Origin of the sequence: Streptomyces sp. NPDC048290, assembly GCF_040652095.1 — a bacterium.
GTDB lineage: Bacteria > Actinomycetota > Actinomycetes > Streptomycetales > Streptomycetaceae > Streptomyces.
The window spans coordinates 266,827-283,448 of the sequence record NZ_JBEZLM010000013.1 but is presented as its reverse complement, the minus strand read 5'-3'; the positions used below and the strand labels follow the sequence as shown (position 1 = coordinate 283,448).

Annotated in this window: 13 protein-coding genes; 4 read left to right on the top strand and 9 right to left on the bottom strand. The window is 74.1% G+C overall.

The features are described from left to right. Nucleotides 1–88: 88 nt before the first annotated feature. The 3 genes from AB0D49_RS23955 to xylB form a co-directional block, all read right to left on the bottom strand. Nucleotides 89–748 carry an N-acetylmuramoyl-L-alanine amidase gene (locus AB0D49_RS23955; RefSeq protein ID WP_362760816.1) on the bottom strand — a complete coding sequence of 220 codons (660 nt, stop codon included), beginning with the start codon at nt 746–748 and terminating at the stop codon, nt 89–91. 539 nt (nt 749–1,287) lie between these two features. Next, nucleotides 1,288–2,496, bottom strand: coding sequence for an ROK family transcriptional regulator (locus tag AB0D49_RS23950; RefSeq protein WP_362760815.1), 1,209 nt, complete (start codon nt 2,494–2,496; stop codon nt 1,288–1,290). A 272-nt stretch (nt 2,497–2,768) separates the two neighbouring features. Next, nucleotides 2,769–4,214, bottom strand: a complete 1,446-nt coding sequence (gene xylB / locus AB0D49_RS23945; protein ID WP_362760813.1) for a xylulokinase — start codon at nt 4,212–4,214, stop codon at nt 2,769–2,771. Nucleotides 4,215–4,542: 328 nt separating this feature from the next. Here xylB and xylA point away from each other — a divergent pair, with 328 nt between their 5' ends. Next, complete coding sequence (gene xylA, locus AB0D49_RS23940; protein WP_362760811.1) at nt 4,543–5,709, top strand: xylose isomerase; 1,167 nt, start codon at nt 4,543–4,545, stop codon at nt 5,707–5,709. A gap of 122 nt (nt 5,710–5,831) precedes the next feature. On the opposite strand, the gene AB0D49_RS23935 is transcribed toward xylA, so the two are convergent. Further along, nucleotides 5,832–6,272, bottom strand: a complete 441-nt coding sequence (locus AB0D49_RS23935; protein WP_362760809.1) for a VOC family protein — start codon at nt 6,270–6,272, stop codon at nt 5,832–5,834. A 189-nt stretch (nt 6,273–6,461) separates the two neighbouring features. Between AB0D49_RS23935 and AB0D49_RS23930 the strand changes: the two genes are divergently transcribed. Then, a complete protein-coding gene (locus tag AB0D49_RS23930; RefSeq protein ID WP_362760807.1) occupies nt 6,462–6,962 on the top strand; it encodes a hypothetical protein in 501 nt (166 codons plus the stop codon). A gap of 160 nt (nt 6,963–7,122) precedes the next feature. On the opposite strand, the gene AB0D49_RS23925 is transcribed toward AB0D49_RS23930, so the two are convergent. From AB0D49_RS23925 to AB0D49_RS23915, 3 genes are all read right to left on the bottom strand, one after another. Continuing rightward, on the bottom strand, nt 7,123–8,469 hold the full coding sequence (locus AB0D49_RS23925; RefSeq protein ID WP_362760805.1) for an esterase-like activity of phytase family protein: 1,347 nt from the start codon (nt 8,467–8,469) through the stop codon (nt 7,123–7,125). 282 nt (nt 8,470–8,751) lie between these two features. Then, nucleotides 8,752–10,026 (bottom strand): SWF or SNF family helicase, encoded by a 1,275-nt coding sequence (locus AB0D49_RS23920; RefSeq protein ID WP_362760803.1) that lies wholly within the window; start codon nt 10,024–10,026, stop codon nt 8,752–8,754. Further along, on the bottom strand, nt 10,023–12,899 hold the full coding sequence (locus tag AB0D49_RS23915) for an SNF2-related protein (RefSeq protein ID WP_362760801.1): 2,877 nt from the start codon (nt 12,897–12,899) through the stop codon (nt 10,023–10,025). The genes AB0D49_RS23920 and AB0D49_RS23915 overlap by 4 nt, the downstream gene beginning before the upstream one ends. A gap of 277 nt (nt 12,900–13,176) precedes the next feature. Here AB0D49_RS23915 and AB0D49_RS23910 point away from each other — a divergent pair, with 277 nt between their 5' ends. Beyond that, entirely contained in the window at nt 13,177–13,359 is a 183-nt protein-coding gene (locus AB0D49_RS23910; RefSeq protein ID WP_362760798.1) for a hypothetical protein, read from the top strand. Nucleotides 13,360–13,428: 69 nt separating this feature from the next. Here the strand turns inward: AB0D49_RS23910 and AB0D49_RS23905 are convergent, their stop codons facing one another. Continuing rightward, nucleotides 13,429–14,511 carry a hypothetical protein gene (locus tag AB0D49_RS23905; RefSeq protein ID WP_362760796.1) on the bottom strand — a complete coding sequence of 361 codons (1,083 nt, stop codon included), beginning with the start codon at nt 14,509–14,511 and terminating at the stop codon, nt 13,429–13,431. Between the two features lie 407 nt (nt 14,512–14,918). Then, a complete protein-coding gene (locus tag AB0D49_RS23900) occupies nt 14,919–15,518 on the bottom strand; it encodes a methyltransferase domain-containing protein (protein ID WP_362760794.1) in 600 nt (199 codons plus the stop codon). Nucleotides 15,519–15,669: 151 nt separating this feature from the next. Here AB0D49_RS23900 and AB0D49_RS23895 point away from each other — a divergent pair, with 151 nt between their 5' ends. Beyond that, on the top strand, nt 15,670–16,443 hold the full coding sequence (locus AB0D49_RS23895) for an MHYT domain-containing protein (RefSeq protein WP_362760792.1): 774 nt from the start codon (nt 15,670–15,672) through the stop codon (nt 16,441–16,443). Nucleotides 16,444–16,622 lie beyond the last annotated feature (179 nt).

The window sequence follows — 16,622 nt, the reverse complement described above, 5'->3', positions numbered from 1 at the left end:
CTCGTAGCGGAGCTACTAGGGCTTTTGTCCGGTGCGGCGAGAGTGCGTGCCGGGCGTCGCGACGCCACGGAGATCCATCCGACACCCCCTAGTAGCGCTGGACCAGTCTCATGTAGCGCTCCCAGTCCCACAGCCGTCCCGGGTCCGTGTGGTCCGTGCCCGGTATCTCGTAGTGGGCGATGACGTGGGCACGGTCCCGGGGGATCGCGTACCGGGTGCATATGGCGGCCGTCAGACGCGCGGAGCTGTCGTACATGGTGTCCGTGAAGTAGGCCGGGCGGTCCACCCAGCCCTCGTGCTCGATGCCGATGCTGCGGGTGTTGTACTCCCAGTTCCCCGCGTGCCAGCCGATGTCGGACTCGCGGACGCACTGGGCCACATGACCGTCGTGGGAGCGGACCACGTAGTGGGCGGAGACGGCCTTGTCCGGGCGCTGGAAGACGGAGAGCGTGGTGGCATAGCTCGCCTGGGCCACGTGGATGACCACGAAGTCGACGGGGTGGTCCGTGGGACGGTCGGCCGGGGTGGAGTGGGCGGGATGCGCGGGCTGCCACTCGCCGGGCGGGTAGTCGGGCGCCTGGGCGAGCGCACCGGCTCGCGGGGCGGGCAACAGGGCATAGGGGACAGCGGCGAGGGCGGCGCCCTTGAGGAGATGCCGACGGCTGCGCGGCCGGCCGGGGCCGGGGTCGGGGGTCGGCGGAGGATGGGGCTCGGGTCGTACGGCGGGATGTCGCCGGTTGCTCGTCACTGCGCTGCTCCTCGTGCTTGCGGCCCGGGTCGGCCGGGTCGTGGCGTGGTCAGGCGGGTCGTGGCCAGGGCGGTTCGGTCGCGTACCGGGCCGGTGCGCGCCGCGTGCGATTCACGGTAGATGGCCTGGTGGGCGAGTGGCGGGACGGCTTGAGATCCGTGGACAGGCGGTGGGTTGTGGATAACTCGGTCACCTGAAGGGGTGACGAGTGGGGAGGGGTTGACGGTTGCCGGGGTTCCGCTTCTGGTGCGTGCGTGTCTGCGTGTCTGCGTGTCTGCGTGTCTGCGTGCGTGCCTGCGGCGCGGCGGAAGGAATGCGCGGGGGCTCGGTGACGGTCGGCTGCGGATCGCGGGGGCTCGGTGAGCGGGCTGCCGGGGAATGGGAAGGCTTCCCGCCAGGACCGGGGGAGCGGTCCACCGGCGGTCGAACCTGTCGGTCGAGTGGCCGGAGCAGACGGGGGCGGCTGGGTCAGACGGTTGGGAGGCCGGGCCGGACGGCCGGACCAGATGCTCCGACGCCCAGATCTCCCCTCACCGCGGCTACGCCCGCCCCGCCACCGCTCCCGGATCGTCCAGCACCCCGCGTACCACCGAGTGCGCCGCCCCCAGCAGTGGACCCTGCGAGCCCAGCCGCGACACCGTGACCGGGCAGGCCCGGCCCGCCGTGCGTCCCTCCAGCTCCTCGCGGAGCGCCGGCAGCAGCCACGGGGCCAGGGCCGCCAGGGCGCCCCCCAGGACCACGCTCCCGGGATCGAGGAGGTTGACCGCGCCGGTCAGGGCGATGCCGAGGGCCTGGCCCGCCTCGCGCAGCGCCCGGCGCACATAGGCGTCGCCGCGTTCGGCCCGCTCGGCGAGCAACTCCACACGGCTCTCGCCGGGTTCGAGACCCGCGGCGCGCAGCACCGCCTCCTCGCCCGCGTACTGCTCCAGACAGCCCCGCCCGCCGCAGGCGCACGCCGGTCCGTCGGGCCGTACCGGCACATGGCCCAGCTCACCGGCGAACCCCCGTGTGCCGCGCAGCAGCCGGCCGTCCACGACCACGGCCGCGCCGATGCCGATCTCCGCGGAGACATGGAGGAAGTCGCGCGGGGTGTCGTCGCCGAGCCAGAGTTCGGCCAGGCCGCCGAAGTTCGCCTCGTTGTCGACGACGGGCGGCAGCTCCTGCGGGAACAGGGCGGCCAGGTCGGTGTCGCGCCAGTCCAGGTTCGGCGCGCGGACGACCGTACGGGCGTCCCCGGCGACCAGACCCGGTACGGCCACGGCGAGCCCCGCCGCCCACAGCCCCTCGCGCTCCGCGTCGGCGACGACCCGGTGGAGCAGTTCGGTGAGTTCCCCGGCCACGGGCTCCGGCGCACGCCCGCGGTTGGTGCCCTGGCGTACGGCCCGCGCGCGCACCCGGCCGCGCAGGTCCACGGCACAGACCGCGAGGTGGTCGACGCCGATCTCCGCGCCGATACCGGCGGGCCCGCGTCCGCTGACGGCCAGCGCCGAGCCGGGGCGGCCGACCCGCCCGGGGCGCTCGGGGCCCAGCTCGTCGAGCAGTCCGGCGCGGACGAGTTCGTCGACCAGCGTGGAGACCGCCGCGCGGGTCAGCCCGATGCGGGAGGCGACCGCGGCACGCGAGAGCGGGCCCTCCGCGCGCACGGTGTGCATCACCCGCGCGAGATTGCGCCGCCGCATGCCCTGCTGGGTGTCCGGCAGGGCGCGTCCGGGACCGGCTGAGTGTGCCTCGTGCAGCGGTGCGGTCATGCCTTCGTCAGTCCTTGCTGGCTCCGGCCGCCCGCGCACACGCGCGGGCGGGTTTCTCGACGACGACGCCAGGTCGCCATCCGTACGCCGTCCTCCTCTGCCCGGCCGATGTCCTTGACGGACGCCCGGTCGGAGCGGCGCCCGTAGGGCGGGCCAGGTGCCCCGCCGGACGTCTCCTGGGGGCGGTCCGGCGGCCTGTCGGCGGCGTGTCCGGTGGTTCGTTCGGACGCCGGGTCCCCACCCCGGGTGTGCGGGAGCCGCCCGCGCCCCGGTCAGCCGCTCTCCGGACGCCGCTCCAGCAGCGGCGCCGCGTCGGAGAGTACCCCGGAGATCCTGGTCAGCGTCGCCTCGTCGCGCGGGACGGCCTCCAGGACCGGTCCCCGCGCGGTGTTCCAGCGCCGGGCGACCGCCGCCGGGTCCTCGCCGGTGAGCACACCGGCCGCCTGGGCCGCCGCGCCGAGGGCGACGAGTTCCTTCGCGTCCGGCACCTGCACCGGGCGTCCCGACAGCCGCCGTACGGTCTGCTGCCAGGCCCTCCCGCGGGCCCCGCCGCCGATCAGCAGCAGCGGCGCGGACGGGTCCGCGTCCCGCTCCAGGACCAGGTCCAGGGCGCCCAGCAGGGCGTGCACGGCCCCGTCGTAGGCGGCCTGGAGGAGCTGGCCCCCGGTGGTGTCGTGGCGCAGACCGTGCAGCAGCCCCGAGGCGTTCGGGAGATCGGGGGTGCGCTCGCCGTCCAGGTACGGCAGCAAGGTCACGGACGTGCCCGGTTCGACCGCCTCGCGGTCCCGGCCCAGCAGGGCGGCCACCCGGTCGACGGCGAGGGTGCAGTTCAGCGTGCAGGCCAGCGGCAGCCAGTCGCCCCGAGCGTCGGCGAAGCCGGCCACCGTCCCGGTCGGGTCCGTGGGACGGTGCTGCGACACGCCGTACACGGTGCCCGACGTGCCGAGGCTGAGCACCGCCGTGCCGGGCCGCAGTCCCAGTCCCAGCGCCGCCGCAGCGTTGTCGCCGGTCCCCGGCGCGACCAGGGTGCCCCTGGCGAACGGCAGCCCATGGCCGTCGCGGACGGTGCCGACGACCTCGCCGGGCCGGGCTACCCGGGGGAGCAGCGCGGGGTCCAGCCCCACATGGGTGAGGATCTCCTCGTCGTACGACTCGGTCGCCGACGCCCACCACCCGGTGCCGGAGGCGTCCCCGCGGTCCGTGGTGCCCACGCCGGTGAGGCGCTCGGTGAGGTAGTCGTGGGGCAGGCGTACGGCCCGCACCGCGCGGGCCGCCTCCGGTTCGTGCTCGGTGAGCCAGGCCCACTTGGTGACCGTGAAGGACGCGGTGGGCACCGACCCGGTGCGCTCGGCCCAGAACTTCGCGCCGCCCAGTTCCTCGGTCAGCCGCCGGGCCTGGGGCGCCGACCGCACGTCGTTCCACAGCAGCGCGGGTCGGACCGGCTCCCCGGCGGCGTCCAGCGTGACCAGCCCGTGCTGCTGACCGCCGATCGACACCGCGGACGCCTCCCGCGCGGCGTCCCCGCACTGGCGCAGCGCCTCGCCCAGCGCGTCCCACCACTGCCGCGGATCACTCTCGCGGCCCGCTCCCGCGCTCACGTCGTGCGGGGCCTGCCCGCTCGCCACGACCTGGCCGGTCGCCGCGTCCACCACCAGCGCCTTCGTCGACTGGGTGGATGTGTCCACGCCGACGACGAGCGGACCATCGGCTGCTGACATGGGCTCTCCCTCTGGTACGGCGCGTACGGCCCTTACCCGGCTGTACGGCGCGCTCTGACGTCGGCGGGTCGCGTGCCGCGCCACACGACCGGCTCTCCCGGTCGGCCGCCCGGCAGCGACCTGTTTCCCGGCCCCGGGACACCTGTCTCTCTTCCCAGGAACGCGACGGCATACTAATTTGTAAAGCGCCATGACGAAATAGCGGTCGGCGACCACGCGTACCCGGGTACGCACGCCGGTGCGGGCAGCCGCCGCGTACCGGCCCGGCGCCGGACACCATCCACCGGTACGGCGCCAGGACCATGACAGCGAGCAAGGGAGCCGCGGCATGAACTACCAGCCCACCCCCGAGGACAGGTTCACCTTCGGCCTGTGGACCGTCGGCTGGCAGGGAAGGGACCCATTCGGCGACGCCACCCGCGCGGCGCTCGACCCGGCCGAGACCGTCCGCCGCCTGGCCGGGCTGGGGGCGCACGGGGTGACGTTCCACGACGACGACCTGATCCCGTTCGGCGCGTCCGAGGCCGAGCGCGAGTCCCACATCAAGCGCTTCCGGCAGGCCCTCGACGCCACCGGCATGACCGTCCCCATGGCCACCACCAACCTGTTCACCCACCCCGTCTTCAAGGACGGCGGCTTCACCGCCAACGACCGCGACGTACGCCGCTACGCGCTCCGCAAGACCATCCGCAACATCGATCTGGCCGCCGAACTCGGCGCGAAGATCTACGTCGCCTGGGGCGGCCGGGAAGGCGCCGAATCCGGCGCGGCCAAGGACGTCCGGGCCGCCCTCGACCGGATGAAGGAGGCGTTCGACCTCCTCGGCGCGTACGTCACCGACCAGGGCTACGACCTGCGCTTCGCCATCGAGCCCAAGCCGAACGAGCCGCGCGGCGACATCCTCCTGCCCACCGTCGGCCATGCCCTCGCCTTCATCGAGCGCCTGGAGCGCCCGGAGCTGTACGGCGTGAACCCGGAGGTCGGACACGAGCAGATGGCCGGGCTCAACTACCCGCACGGCATCGCCCAGGCCCTGTGGTCGGGCAAGCTCTTCCACCTCGACCTCAACGGCCAGAACGGCATCAAGTACGACCAGGACCTGCGTTTCGGCGCCGGTGATCTGCGCGCCGCGTTCTGGCTGGTCGACCTGCTGGAGACGGCCGGCTACGAGGGTCCGCGCCACTTCGACTTCAAGCCGCCGCGGACCGAGGACCTGGACGGCGTCTGGGCGTCGGCCGCCGGCTGTATGCGCAACTACCTCATCCTCAAGGAGCGCGCCGCCGCCTTCCGTGCCGATCCGGACGTCCAGCAGGCCCTGAAGGACTCCCGGCTGGACGAACTGGCCCGTCCCACGGCCGAGGACGGCCTCCAGGCGCTGCTGGCCGACCGCACCGCGTTCGAGGACTTCGACGTGGAGGCCGCCGCCGCGCGGGGGATGGCCTTCGAGCACCTCGACCAGCTGGCCATGGACCATCTGCTGGGCGCGCGGGACTGAGCACCCGCCCCGGGCGAAGGGGGCGCACGCGCGGGCGGCGGCCCGGTGGCGCGGCTCGCGCGTGTCCCCGCTCCGGCGAGGAGCCCGACACGCCCGGTCTCTTCCGTGGCGTCGGGCTGCCCTCAGCCGATCCGTTCGGCCAGGCCGACGACAATGCCCTCGGGGCCCCGGACGTAGCAGAGCCGGTAGAGATTCTCGTACTGCTCGACGGTGCCGACGAGGTCCGCGCCGTGGGCCCGCAGCCGGGTGACGACGTCCTGGAGGTCGTCGACGGCGAACATGACCCGGCGCAGGCCCAGCGTGTTCGCCGGAGGGTCCGCGGGCTTGGAGCGGACGGCTCTCGGCCGCTGGAACCGCGCCAGCTCGATCCGGCCGGAACCGCCCGGCACCCGCAGCGTGGCCACCTCCTGCCGGACATCGTGGAGGCCGATGACCCGCTCCGCCCACCGGCCCTCAAGAGGCGCCCTGCCCTCCAGCTCCATCCCCAGTTCCACGAAGAACGCGATCACCGCGTCGAGGTCCTCGACGACGACAAGGACGTTGTCCATCCGCAAGAGCGTCACACCGGTCTCCTTCACCTGTCACGGCCACACCCGCCACCGCCGTGTCCGGCACGGTGGCGTCCACTCCAGGGACGGAGCAGACAGGCCGTTCTCGACCCGCACGGCCGCACCGCCGCCGACCTTCACAGGTCCGTAGCAACCCCCGCGCGGGAGGCGCCCGGTGATTCGCCGACGGCGATCCTGGACGGCATGGCCACGCCACCAGTACCGCCTCAGCCGCCCGAGCCGCCGCGTGACACACCGCCCTCGGGCGGCTTCGGCGGTCCACCGTCCGACGACTTCGGCGGGCCTGGAGGCCGCCCCAGGGGCCGTGGTCCGCTGTCCTTGGCCCTCGCGGTGCTGGTGACCATCGCGGCCGTCGTGGTGATCGTGGTCATGGCCAACGACGGTGACGGCCCGTCCGATCCCGGGCCCCCGGCGGGCGGCTCCGGCGAGGCGTCCGGCGGGGCGTCCCAGGAGCCCTCCGACCTCCTGCCGGACCTTCCGACGGGTCTGCCCAGCGGCGTGCCGCCCCAGCCCTCCGGGTTCCCCAGCGACCTGCCCAGCGACTTCCCGAGCGGCTGGCCAAGCGACCTCCCGAGCGACTTCCCCAGCGCGTTTCCGAGCGGCTTCCCCACGAACCTGCCCAGCGGGCTCGAATCCTTCTTCCCGTCCGGCCTCCCGTCGTTCGAGTTCAGCGACCGGCCCTGAGAGGACGGAGAGCGGCGACGGGAGCACGGCCGAGGAAGGGCGTCCGCGGACACGGCACCGCGCGGGGCGTGACAGGCGCCCCGCGCGGTGTGGCCGGGAGATCGGCCCGCGCGGGACACGCGCCCGCCCGTCCCTCCGGGCACGAACCGCCAGGCCGGGATCAGATGCCGCGCGGCAGCCGCACGTACGTCACCTGCGTCTCGATCCCGCTGTCCACGAGCCGGCCCTGCGCGTCGAACGCCCCGGTGCCGTCCGTCATGCCGAAGTCGTTGTCGTTGATCAGGGCGAGGGTCCGGTCGTCCACGAGCGCGATGCCTTCGATCTTGCCGGGCACCCCCTCGACCGTGCCGAAGTCGGCCACCAGCCTCTTGCCGAGCACCGGCACGCCCGCCGCGGACGGGTCGTCCAGCTCCTCCAGGGACGGCGAGGTCGCCGCGTCGTCCCAGCGGTCGCCCAGGATGTCCGAGGAGCGCTCCAGACGCACCCGGTGCACCCGAGCCGCCTTGTCGGTGCGCTCCTCCACCAGCAGTTCCTCGCGGCCGATCGCGACCACCGAGGAGATCTTCAGCTCGGACGTGTCGTCCTCGCCCGGGTCGACGACGCCCACCGGGTCGAAGCGGTAGGCGTACTCGGCGGTGACGGCCCTCTTCTTCGGCGAGAAGCGCAGCAGCCGGGTGGTCAGCGACTCCTCACCGGCGTCCTGGTCCGGCAGCGACAGCGGGCTCTGCACGGCCATCACCAGGTCACCGCCGGGCATCAGGGCGAGCCCCTCGAAGCCCCGGTTGATCTTCCGGTTGAGCAGGATCGACGGCAGCGCCTCGACCACCGGATAGTCCGCGCCCTCGAGGTTCAGCCCCTTCGGCACGTACCGCGTGAGCACCTTGCCCGTGGAGGAGACGCGCACGAGCGACGGACCGTACTCGTCGACCAGCCAGAAACCGCCGTCCGACGCGCGCACTATGCCCTCGGTGTCCAGCCCGTTCGGGTTGAACGCCAGCGGCTGCCGCGCGTTGAAGTCGTACGGCGCCTCGTCGCGGCTCGCCTGGTTGGACAGACCCGTGACTGCCTTGCCGGAACGGGTGGTGATCGGGATCGCGTCCAGCACCTTGACGGTCTCGCCGGTCACCTTGATCTTCACGATCGCCGGGTCGAATCCGGCCACCGGGAACGTGCGGCGCTTGGCGCCGTCCACCTTGATCTGCCCGTTGGGGCCACGGTCCGTGACGGTCCAGAACTCGTCCTTGCGGCCCGCGGGGTAGATGTCGCTGCCGATGCCGCCGAGGTCCACCCCGCGGTCGTCGGCGACGGTGCCCGGCAGCAGTCCGTTGCTGAACGTGCCCAGCGGGATCTCGCCGAGCGTCGCCGTGCGCACGACCTCGGGCTCCCGCTGGTGGTGGGGACCGGCGGACGCGGGGTAGGCCGCCGCGAGGGAGGCCAGAACGGCCAGCGGGAGACCGGTGGCGACGGAACGGCGAACGCGGCGCCGACCGGCGGAGTGCGGGGACATCTGGTCCTCCAGGGGATCAAATTTCTGACAGCGGCCAGATTCGATCTCCTGCGGCGGAACGCCGGATCACGGACGCGTGAACGGCGGGCGTCGACCGCTCGTCGGACCGACGCCCTTGCTGTGGACTCGGCCGCGCGGGTGCGGGGGAGGCGCCATGGACCGCCTCCGCGAGCCGACCCGCGCGGCCCCCCAGGGCGGCTGGAGGTTCGGCACGCTTCAGGGCGGCTCGCGGCGGGGCAGGGCACCTCGCGTCGCGCCCCGCCCCTGACGCCTCGTCGGGCCTCAGCCGCCGTCCTCCTCCGGCACCGGACGCGCCGTCGCCAGCGCCGCGGCCGGGTCCCTGGAGGCCGGTCCGGCCGGCACCCAGTGGCCGCCCTCCGCGCGGTACGGCCACCAGCGGCCGTCCCGGCCCCACCGGACCTGGGCGGGCTCACCGACGACCGTCCAATGGTTCGCCTCGGTCCGCAGCACGGGCCGTTCGTCCTCGTCCCAGGCCGAGTCGATCGCGGCACGCGCACGAGCCGCGGTCTCCCCGTCCACGTCCCACCGCTCCTCGCACACCGCCAAGGCGGGCGCCCCGCCGTACCGCCACGCCAGAACCGCCCGTTCCAGCTCCCCGGGACCGCGCCCCGACCCGGCCGCCAGCCGCTCCCGCATGTCCGGCCCGGCATCCACGGCGAGGCGCACGGCGTCCTGGGCCACCGTCAGCTCCAGGACATCGGCACCGCCGTCGGCGGCCCGCAGCGCCTCCGCCAGCAGCCGGTGCGCCTCGGCGGCGACCCGCGCGGCGAGGAACTCCAGCGCGTCCGCGTCCACACCGGACGGCGGCGGCGTGTCGGTGTCCAGCGACGGCGGCGTGCCGGGCGCGCCGGGCAGGTCCGGCGGGTCGGGCAGCGGCGGCAGCGCCTCACCCGCCGCGTACGCCTCGGAGGCGTCCACCCCCTCCGGCTCCGGCGCCGCCACGGCAGGAGCCGCGCTGCGCTCCTGGAGTGCCTCCAGAAGGGCCCGTTCGGGGCGTCCCCGCATCAGCAGCAGGACGAAGGGGTCCTCGTCCAGCAGCCGCGCCAGCTGGTAGCAGAGCGCCGCCGTGTGCCCGCAGTGGTCCCAGGCGCCGCAGTCGCACTCCGGCTCCAGCTCGCCGAGCCCCGGCAGCAGTTCCACACCGGCCGTCGCCGCGTCCTCGACCAGATCGGGCGGCATGTCGTGGTCCAGCAGCGCCGCCACATGCCCGGCCCGCTCCACGGCCATGTCCAGGAACCGGTCCCACTGTCCGTCGGAGAGCTGTTCCAGGAGCACGTCCGCGCGGTGCCGCGTCCCGTCGCGGTCCTGGACCACGGCCGTGATCCGGCCGGGCCGCACCGAGACCGCGCCGACCGCGCCCGCGCGGGCCAGCCGACGGCCCGACTTGATCTGTCCGTTGTCCAGCGCCCCGCCCTCCAGCGCCCTGAGCCACGTATGACCCCACCAGGTCTGCGCGAAGCCGCGCCCGTGCGCGGGCGGGAGCGGTGAGAACGTCCGCTCGTCGGCGTCCCCGCCGAACGTGTCGTATCCGGTCATCGGGTACCCCCTCGCAGCTCCACCAGGTCCGCCAGTTGCGCGTCCGTCAGCTCCGTGAACGCCCCCTCACCGCCACCGAGCACCGCCTCCGCCAGCTCCTTCTTGCGCTCCAGCAGCCCGGCGATACGGTCCTCGACCGTGCCCTCGGCGATCAACCGGTGCACCTGCACCGGCCGGGTCTGCCCGATGCGGTACGCGCGGTCGGTGGCCTGCGCCTCCACGGCGGGGTTCCACCAGCGGTCGTAGTGCACGACATGTTCCGCGCGGGTGAGGTTGAGGCCCGTACCGGCAGCCTTCAGCGACAGCAGGAACACCGGCACCGCACCGTCCTGGAACCGCCGCACCATGGCCTCCCGCGCGGCCACCGACGTCCCGCCGTGCAGGAACTGCGACGCCACCCCACGCGCCGCGAGATGCCGCTCGATGATCCGCGCCATGGCGACGTACTGGGTGAAGACCAGCACGCTCGCGCCCTCGGCCAGGATCGTGCCGAGCAGCTCGTCCAGCAGCTCCAGCTTCCCGGACCGCCCCCCGATGACCGGCTGTTCCTCCTTGAGGTACTGGGCCGGATGGTTGCAGATCTGCTTCAGACCGGTCAGCAGCTTCACGATCAGCCCGCGCCGCGCCATGTCGTCGGCGGCGGCGATCCGCTCCAGCGTCTCGCGCACCACGGCCTCGTACAGGCCCGTCTGCTCCGTGGTGAGCGACACCGCGCGGTCCGTCTCCGTCTTCGGCGGCAGCTCGGGCGCGATCCCTGGATCGCCCTTGCGGCGGCGCAGCAGGAACGGGCCCACCAGCCGGGCCAGCCGCTCCGCGGCCACCGGGTCCCGGCCGCCCTCGACGGCCTGCGCGTACCGGGTGCGGAAGGTGCCGAGCCGCCCCAGCAGACCCGGTGTCGTCCAGTCCAGGATCGCCCACAGCTCCGACAGGTTGTTCTCGACCGGAGTGCCGGTGAGCGCCACCCTTGCGCGCGATCCGATGGAGCGCAGCTCCCGCGCGGTCGCCGCGTACGGGTTCTTCACGTGCTGCGCCTCGTCCGTGACGACCAGCCCCCACGGCACCTCGGCGAGCCGTGCCGCGTCCAGCCGCATCGTGCCGTACGTCGTGAGCACGAACTCGCCGTCCGCGAGGTCGGCCAGATCGCGCCGGGGACCGTGGAAGCGGCGCACCGGCGTCCCGGGCGCGAACCTCTCGATCTCCCGCTGCCAGTTGCTCATCAGGGACGTCGGACAGACCACCAGGGTGGCGCCCGCGGACGCCGGATCGGACTGCCGGTGCAGATGCAGGGCGATCAGCGTGATCGTCTTACCGAGGCCCATGTCGTCGGCCAGACAGCAGCCCAGCCCCAGGGACGTCATCCGCGCCAGCCAGTCCAGCCCGCGCCGCTGGTAGTCCCGCAGCGTGGCGGCCAGCGCGGCGGGCTGCTCCACCGGCTCCTGGCCCTCGGGGTCGGTGAGGCGCTCCCGCAGGGCCGCCAGCCAGCCCGTGGGCTGTACGTCCACCGGCCGCCCGTCCACCTCCGCTGAGCCCGTCAGGGCGGCGCTCAGCGCGGCGACGGGAGAGATCTTGCCGTCCTGCCGGGCGCGGGCCCGCCGTACCGCCTCCGGGTCGACCAGCACCCACTGGTCGCGCAGCCGCACCATTGGCCGCCCGGCCTCCGCGAGCCGGTCCAGTTCCTCGCGCGTCAACTCCTGGCCGCCCAGCGCGAACCGCCAGTTGAAGGCGAGCAGCGCGTCGGTGGACAGGAACGACGGCGTGCCGGACGCCGCCCGGCCGGGCCCCTCGCCGTCGGGCGGGCCGACCACCGCGCGGGTGGTCAGTTCCCGGGCCAGCTCCCTGGGCCAGTGCACCTCTACCCCCGCGGCGGCCAGGGCGCGGGAGCCCTCACCGAGCAGTTCCCCGACCTCGTCGTCGGCGAGTTCCATCGCGTCCGGTGTGGCGGCCGACAACAGCGGGGTCAGCGCGGGCCAGGCCCGCGCGGCGCGGCGCAGCGCCACGAGGACATCCATCCGGGCGCGCGCACCGAACCCGACCGTGTCCTCCCCGCCCGCCCATACGGCGGCGGCGTCCGCGAGCAGCGTGGGGTCACCGACACCGTGCACCTGCGGCACCGCGCGGAACCGCGGTCCCGCCCCGCTGTCCACGGTGCCGCCCTCCGGCTCCCAGGGCGGCGTCCCGACCTCGATCCGCAGCGAGATCCGTACCCCCGCGTCATGACCGGCGGCCACGTCGTCGGCCCACGCGCGGTGACCGGGAACGTGCTGCGGCTGCGGCACCGCGTAGGCCGGGCCTCCGGTGACGAGGGTCGCCGCGGGCGAGCGCGGCAGGGTGTCGGCGACGGCGTCCAGGAAGGCGCGCAGCAGCCGTTCCGGCGCGGGCAGCCGCAACGGGGCAGCGGCGCCGGGCAGCGGTACGGCGTGTGCCTCGGGCGGCATGGCAGCCGCCAGCGCGCGGACCCGCTCGGCGTCCTCGGCGCGCAGCGGACCCGCCCGCCAGGCGTCCAGGTCTTCGGCGGACAGGCCGGGCAGCAGCAGGCCCCGCGCGGTGAGGTGCAGCGCCAGCACGGAGGCCGCGCCCCAGAACGCGGTGGACCGGTGGGCGGCCGGGTCGGTCCGGGCCCGGGTGAGGACGGGCAGCGCGGCACGCACCGGCAGCAGCACCGCGGGCACCTCGGCGGCGGCCACACCGATGGGCGTGGGGACGACGACGGTCAGTTCCCCGGCCGATCCGGCACCGACCAGGGGCGGATCACCGCCGTCGGCGTGCCAGAACGCGACCGTGCCCGCGCGGGCCGGATCACCGGGAAGGAACAGGGAGCAGCAGCGGATCAGTTCGTCGGTCTCGGGCGGGGTGGCCATCGGCGTGCTCTGCACAGCTCTGCCATGCTCCTCAAATTTGACTACGTGGCGTCGGAGTCGCCGAGGGTACAGGATCGAAGGGGGCTTCCTGGCATGACCGCGCAGTGATCCGGGTCACGGAGGCGCTGATGGAGGGGCGTCGGCCAGAACAGCCCCAGAAAGGTCCCGGAACAGTCAGGGACGGCTCAGGGGTATGAGTCAGGGACGTATCAGGGTAGCCGTCCGGAACCGCGGGGAGCGCGGGCCCGTTTTCAGAACAGAGAGCGGCAAGGGCCGCGGAGGAGGCGACACCATGTCGAAGAACGCCAAGATCGCCGCCGGTGGTGTGGCGGTCGGCATCATCCTGCTGATATGGCTGCCCTGGTGGGCGGCGCTGCTGATCGTGCTCGGAGTACCGGCCGCCGCGTATCTCACGCTCGACCCCGCGCAGCGCCGCAGGCTGCGCCGGGTCACTCGCAAGGAGATCGGCCGCTGAGCCGGGGCCCGGCCACGGGCTGAACCGACCGCCGGGCCGACATCCCGCCGCCGCGCGGCCCCGGCCCCGTCAGCTGGGACGTACGGCCATCCTGTCCAGCGCCGCCAGCAGACCGGGCAGTTCCCGGCCGCGGCCCACGGGCAGTACCTCACCGGGCTCCTCGTCCAGCAGCACGAAGGCGATGTCGTCGGTGCGGGCCACCAGCGACCAGCCGGGACCGTCCGCGCGCAGGGTGCGGGCGTCGCCCGGGGCGAAGGAGGAGCGGACCCGGCCCAGGGGCGGCGGGGAGTCCACATAGGCGCGGGCCTCGGCGAGCACCCGGCGTATGCCGCTGTGCCCGGTGGTCGGCGGGGCACTCGTCGCCGTCGCGGTCGCCGCCGCCCGGGGTTCGGCGGAGGTGGCCGCGTCGGAGGTGAGGGGCCGGGACGCCGCGGGTGCTTCGACCGTCCCGGGAGTCCCGGTTGCCGTGGCGGTCATGGGCGCTGCCTGTGCCGGGTCCGTGGTCTTCGGCCGCCCGGCGTCCGGACCGCCGTGCGGGCCGGGGGTCGTCGTGCCGCTCGCCTCGTCGGCAGGGCCTGCCTTGCCTGCCTCGTCCGGCGTGCCCGTCCCGCCCGGCGTGGTGGCTCCGGACCCGGCGGCGCCCTGGGCGAAGTCGGCGTCGTCGATCTGCTCGCGCCACACGCTCCAGTGCAGTGCGATCTCGTCGGCGCCGAGACGTCGCTGAGCGGGACCCCACACCGAGGTGTCCGGCGGCGTCAGGGCGGGGCCACCGGCGATCTCGGGGGCGGGATCGTGCGGCGCGGGCACCCCGGGGGCGGCCACGGCCACCGCGAGCGGCCAGCCCGGCAGCGCGGCCACGACCGACCGCTCGTCCGGCGACAGGTCGTACTCCATACCGCAGTCCCAGGCGGCGACGGCCACGGCCACCAGTGAGACGTCGTCGGTCGCCACGGTCCAGCGGGCACCTTCGCCGTCCTGGCCGAGCACCAGCCCGTATCCGTCGGCGAGGGGTGCGAGCCCGAGCGCCGTACAGGCCGCGGGGTAGTCGTCGCCGAGCACGCTCGGGAACTGCGCGGGCGTCAGCAGCACCGCGGTGAGCACATAGAGTGCGTCGTCCTCGGCGGCGACGGCGTTCTCGCCCGTCCCGGACATGCCAGCCTCCCCAGGTTCGTCCAATCGCGCGCACCCTAGTGCGACCGGCGGCACCTTGTCACGACTTCCCGACCGCGCGGAGCTGGGACGATCGGGCTGGACCGGGCGAATCGACCACCCCGAACGACATGACCGGCCAGGCGACTCCGAGGGCCCACCAGGTGACCCTTCCGTCCCTGGCGCAGTGCTCACCCGCTCTTAACGAACTTAACGGCGGGAAGCCGCAGCCCACTTGACGACCGCCGTGACGACGGGATCTCCCGGACGGATCACCCTGCGGGAACCCTCCGTAGCCCCGAAGCACCTGGGGCGCGGGCCAGATGGTCGATGGTCAGGCGGCCGAAGCGCTCACCGCGCCGAGAGCGAATCCGACGGCCGACTCCCGGTGCGCCGACGCGTGGCCGGGGTCAGCCGTCCCGCTGGGCCAGCACCAGGAACTGGGCGTCCTCGTCCACGTACGAGGTCATGCGCCAGCCCGAGGCGGCCAGCAGCGGGCGGAGGTTGGGTTCCGCGCGCAGGTCGTCCGGGGTGATCCGGCGGCCCTGGCGGGCCGCGAGGGCGGCGCGGCCGATGGGATGGAAGAGGGCGAGCCGACCGCCGGGCCGGACGACGCGGTGCAACTCCCGCAGGTTGTCCGCCGGGTTCGGCAGATGGGCGATCAGTCCGGCCGCGAAGACGGCGTCGAGGGACTCCGTGCGCAGCGGCAGCGCGGAGACGTCGGTGAGCAGCAGACGGCCGTCGCGGTGCCGTCCGGCCCGTACGGCGGCGGCCAGCATCGCCGGGGTCAGATCCGCCCCGAGGACCAGCCCGGAGGCGCCCACGGCGGCACGCAGCGGCGTCAGGGCGCGGCCGGTGCCACATCCGGCGTCCAGAACCCGGCCCCCCTCGCGCAGACCGAGCGCGGCAGCCGCGGCGGCGTAGGCGGGCCCGTCGTCCGGGAACTTGCTGTCCCAGTCGGCCGCGCGGGCGGTGAAGAACTCCTGCACATGCGTACGGTCGTCGCTCATGCCCGCATGATCTCTCACCGACAGGGACGACGACTGTGCGCACACGTTCGAACGTGACGTGATCGAACGGGTACATAGCTGTGTCATATTCCACCAGTTATCGAAACGCGCTCCCTTTGTGCGGCCCTGTCCGGACTAGCGTCCCTTGGCCATGGGACACCTGGACCACGCCACCTTCGGTTGGCTCACCCCCGCGCTGTCGTACGCGATGGCCTGCATAGGCGCCGCGCTCGGACTGCGCTGCACCGTCCGCGCGCTCGCCACCACCGGCCGCGTCCGCCGCAACTGGCTGATCACCGCCGCCTCCGCCATCGGCACCGGCATCTGGACCATGCACTTCGTGGCCATGCTCGGTTTCGGCGTCAGCGGCACCGACATCCGCTACGACGTGCCGCTGACCATCCTCAGTCTCGCCGTCGCCATGGTCGTCGTCTGCGCCGGTGTGTTCGCCGTCGGCTACAGCCGGGACCGGAACCGCGCGCTGCTGCTCGGCGGGCTGACCACCGGGCTCGGCGTCGCGAGCATGCACTACCTCGGCATGGCCGCGGTCCGGCTCCACGGGGATGTGCGCTACGACCCCGCCCTGGTCGCGCTCTCCGTGGTGATCGCGGTCGTCGCGGCGACCGCGGCGCTGTGGGCGGCGCTCAACATCAGCTCACCCGTCGCCGTCACCGTCGCCTCCCTCGTGATGGGCCTGGCGGTCAGCAGCATGCACTACACCGGCATGTTCGCGGTCGAGGTGCGGGTGACGCCTTCCGACGCGGCCCTGCCCGGCGCCACGGCGATGCAGTTCATCTTCCCCCTCGCCGTCGGCCTCGGGTCGTACCTCTTCCTGACCTCGGCCTTCGTCGCGCTGTCGCCCACCACGGGCGAGCGTGAGGCGTCCGCCTCGGCCCAGCGGCCGGTCGTCGGCGCGGCGCGCTGAACGCCTGCCCGTCCCCGACTCGGCGCGGAGGCCGTCCCGCACGGGTCCGGAGGGCTCGCGAGTGCGGCGCGGACGCCGTCCGGCACGGCTCCGGAGGACCGGGAGCGTGGCGCGGACGCTGCCCGGCGCCGAACGAGCCGGTCACCGGGCCGGGTCCGGAGGCCGGACATGTACGCCGG

Coding starts and splice junctions, on each gene's coding strand:
- AB0D49_RS23950 (WP_362760815.1), bottom strand. CDS start 2,496: ATGACCGCACCGCTGCACGAGGCACACTCAGCCGGTCCCGGACGCGCC.
- xylB (WP_362760813.1), bottom strand. CDS start 4,214: ATGTCAGCAGCCGATGGTCCGCTCGTCGTCGGCGTGGACACATCCACC.
- xylA (WP_362760811.1), top strand. CDS start 4,543: ATGAACTACCAGCCCACCCCCGAGGACAGGTTCACCTTCGGCCTGTGG.
- AB0D49_RS23930 (WP_362760807.1), top strand. CDS start 6,462: ATGGCCACGCCACCAGTACCGCCTCAGCCGCCCGAGCCGCCGCGTGAC.
- AB0D49_RS23925 (WP_362760805.1), bottom strand. CDS start 8,469: ATGTCCCCGCACTCCGCCGGTCGGCGCCGCGTTCGCCGTTCCGTCGCC.
- AB0D49_RS23920 (WP_362760803.1), bottom strand. CDS start 10,026: ATGACCGGATACGACACGTTCGGCGGGGACGCCGACGAGCGGACGTTC.
- AB0D49_RS23910 (WP_362760798.1), top strand. CDS start 13,177: ATGTCGAAGAACGCCAAGATCGCCGCCGGTGGTGTGGCGGTCGGCATC.
- AB0D49_RS23905 (WP_362760796.1), bottom strand. CDS start 14,511: ATGTCCGGGACGGGCGAGAACGCCGTCGCCGCCGAGGACGACGCACTC.
- AB0D49_RS23900 (WP_362760794.1), bottom strand. CDS start 15,518: ATGAGCGACGACCGTACGCATGTGCAGGAGTTCTTCACCGCCCGCGCG.
- AB0D49_RS23895 (WP_362760792.1), top strand. CDS start 15,670: ATGGGACACCTGGACCACGCCACCTTCGGTTGGCTCACCCCCGCGCTG.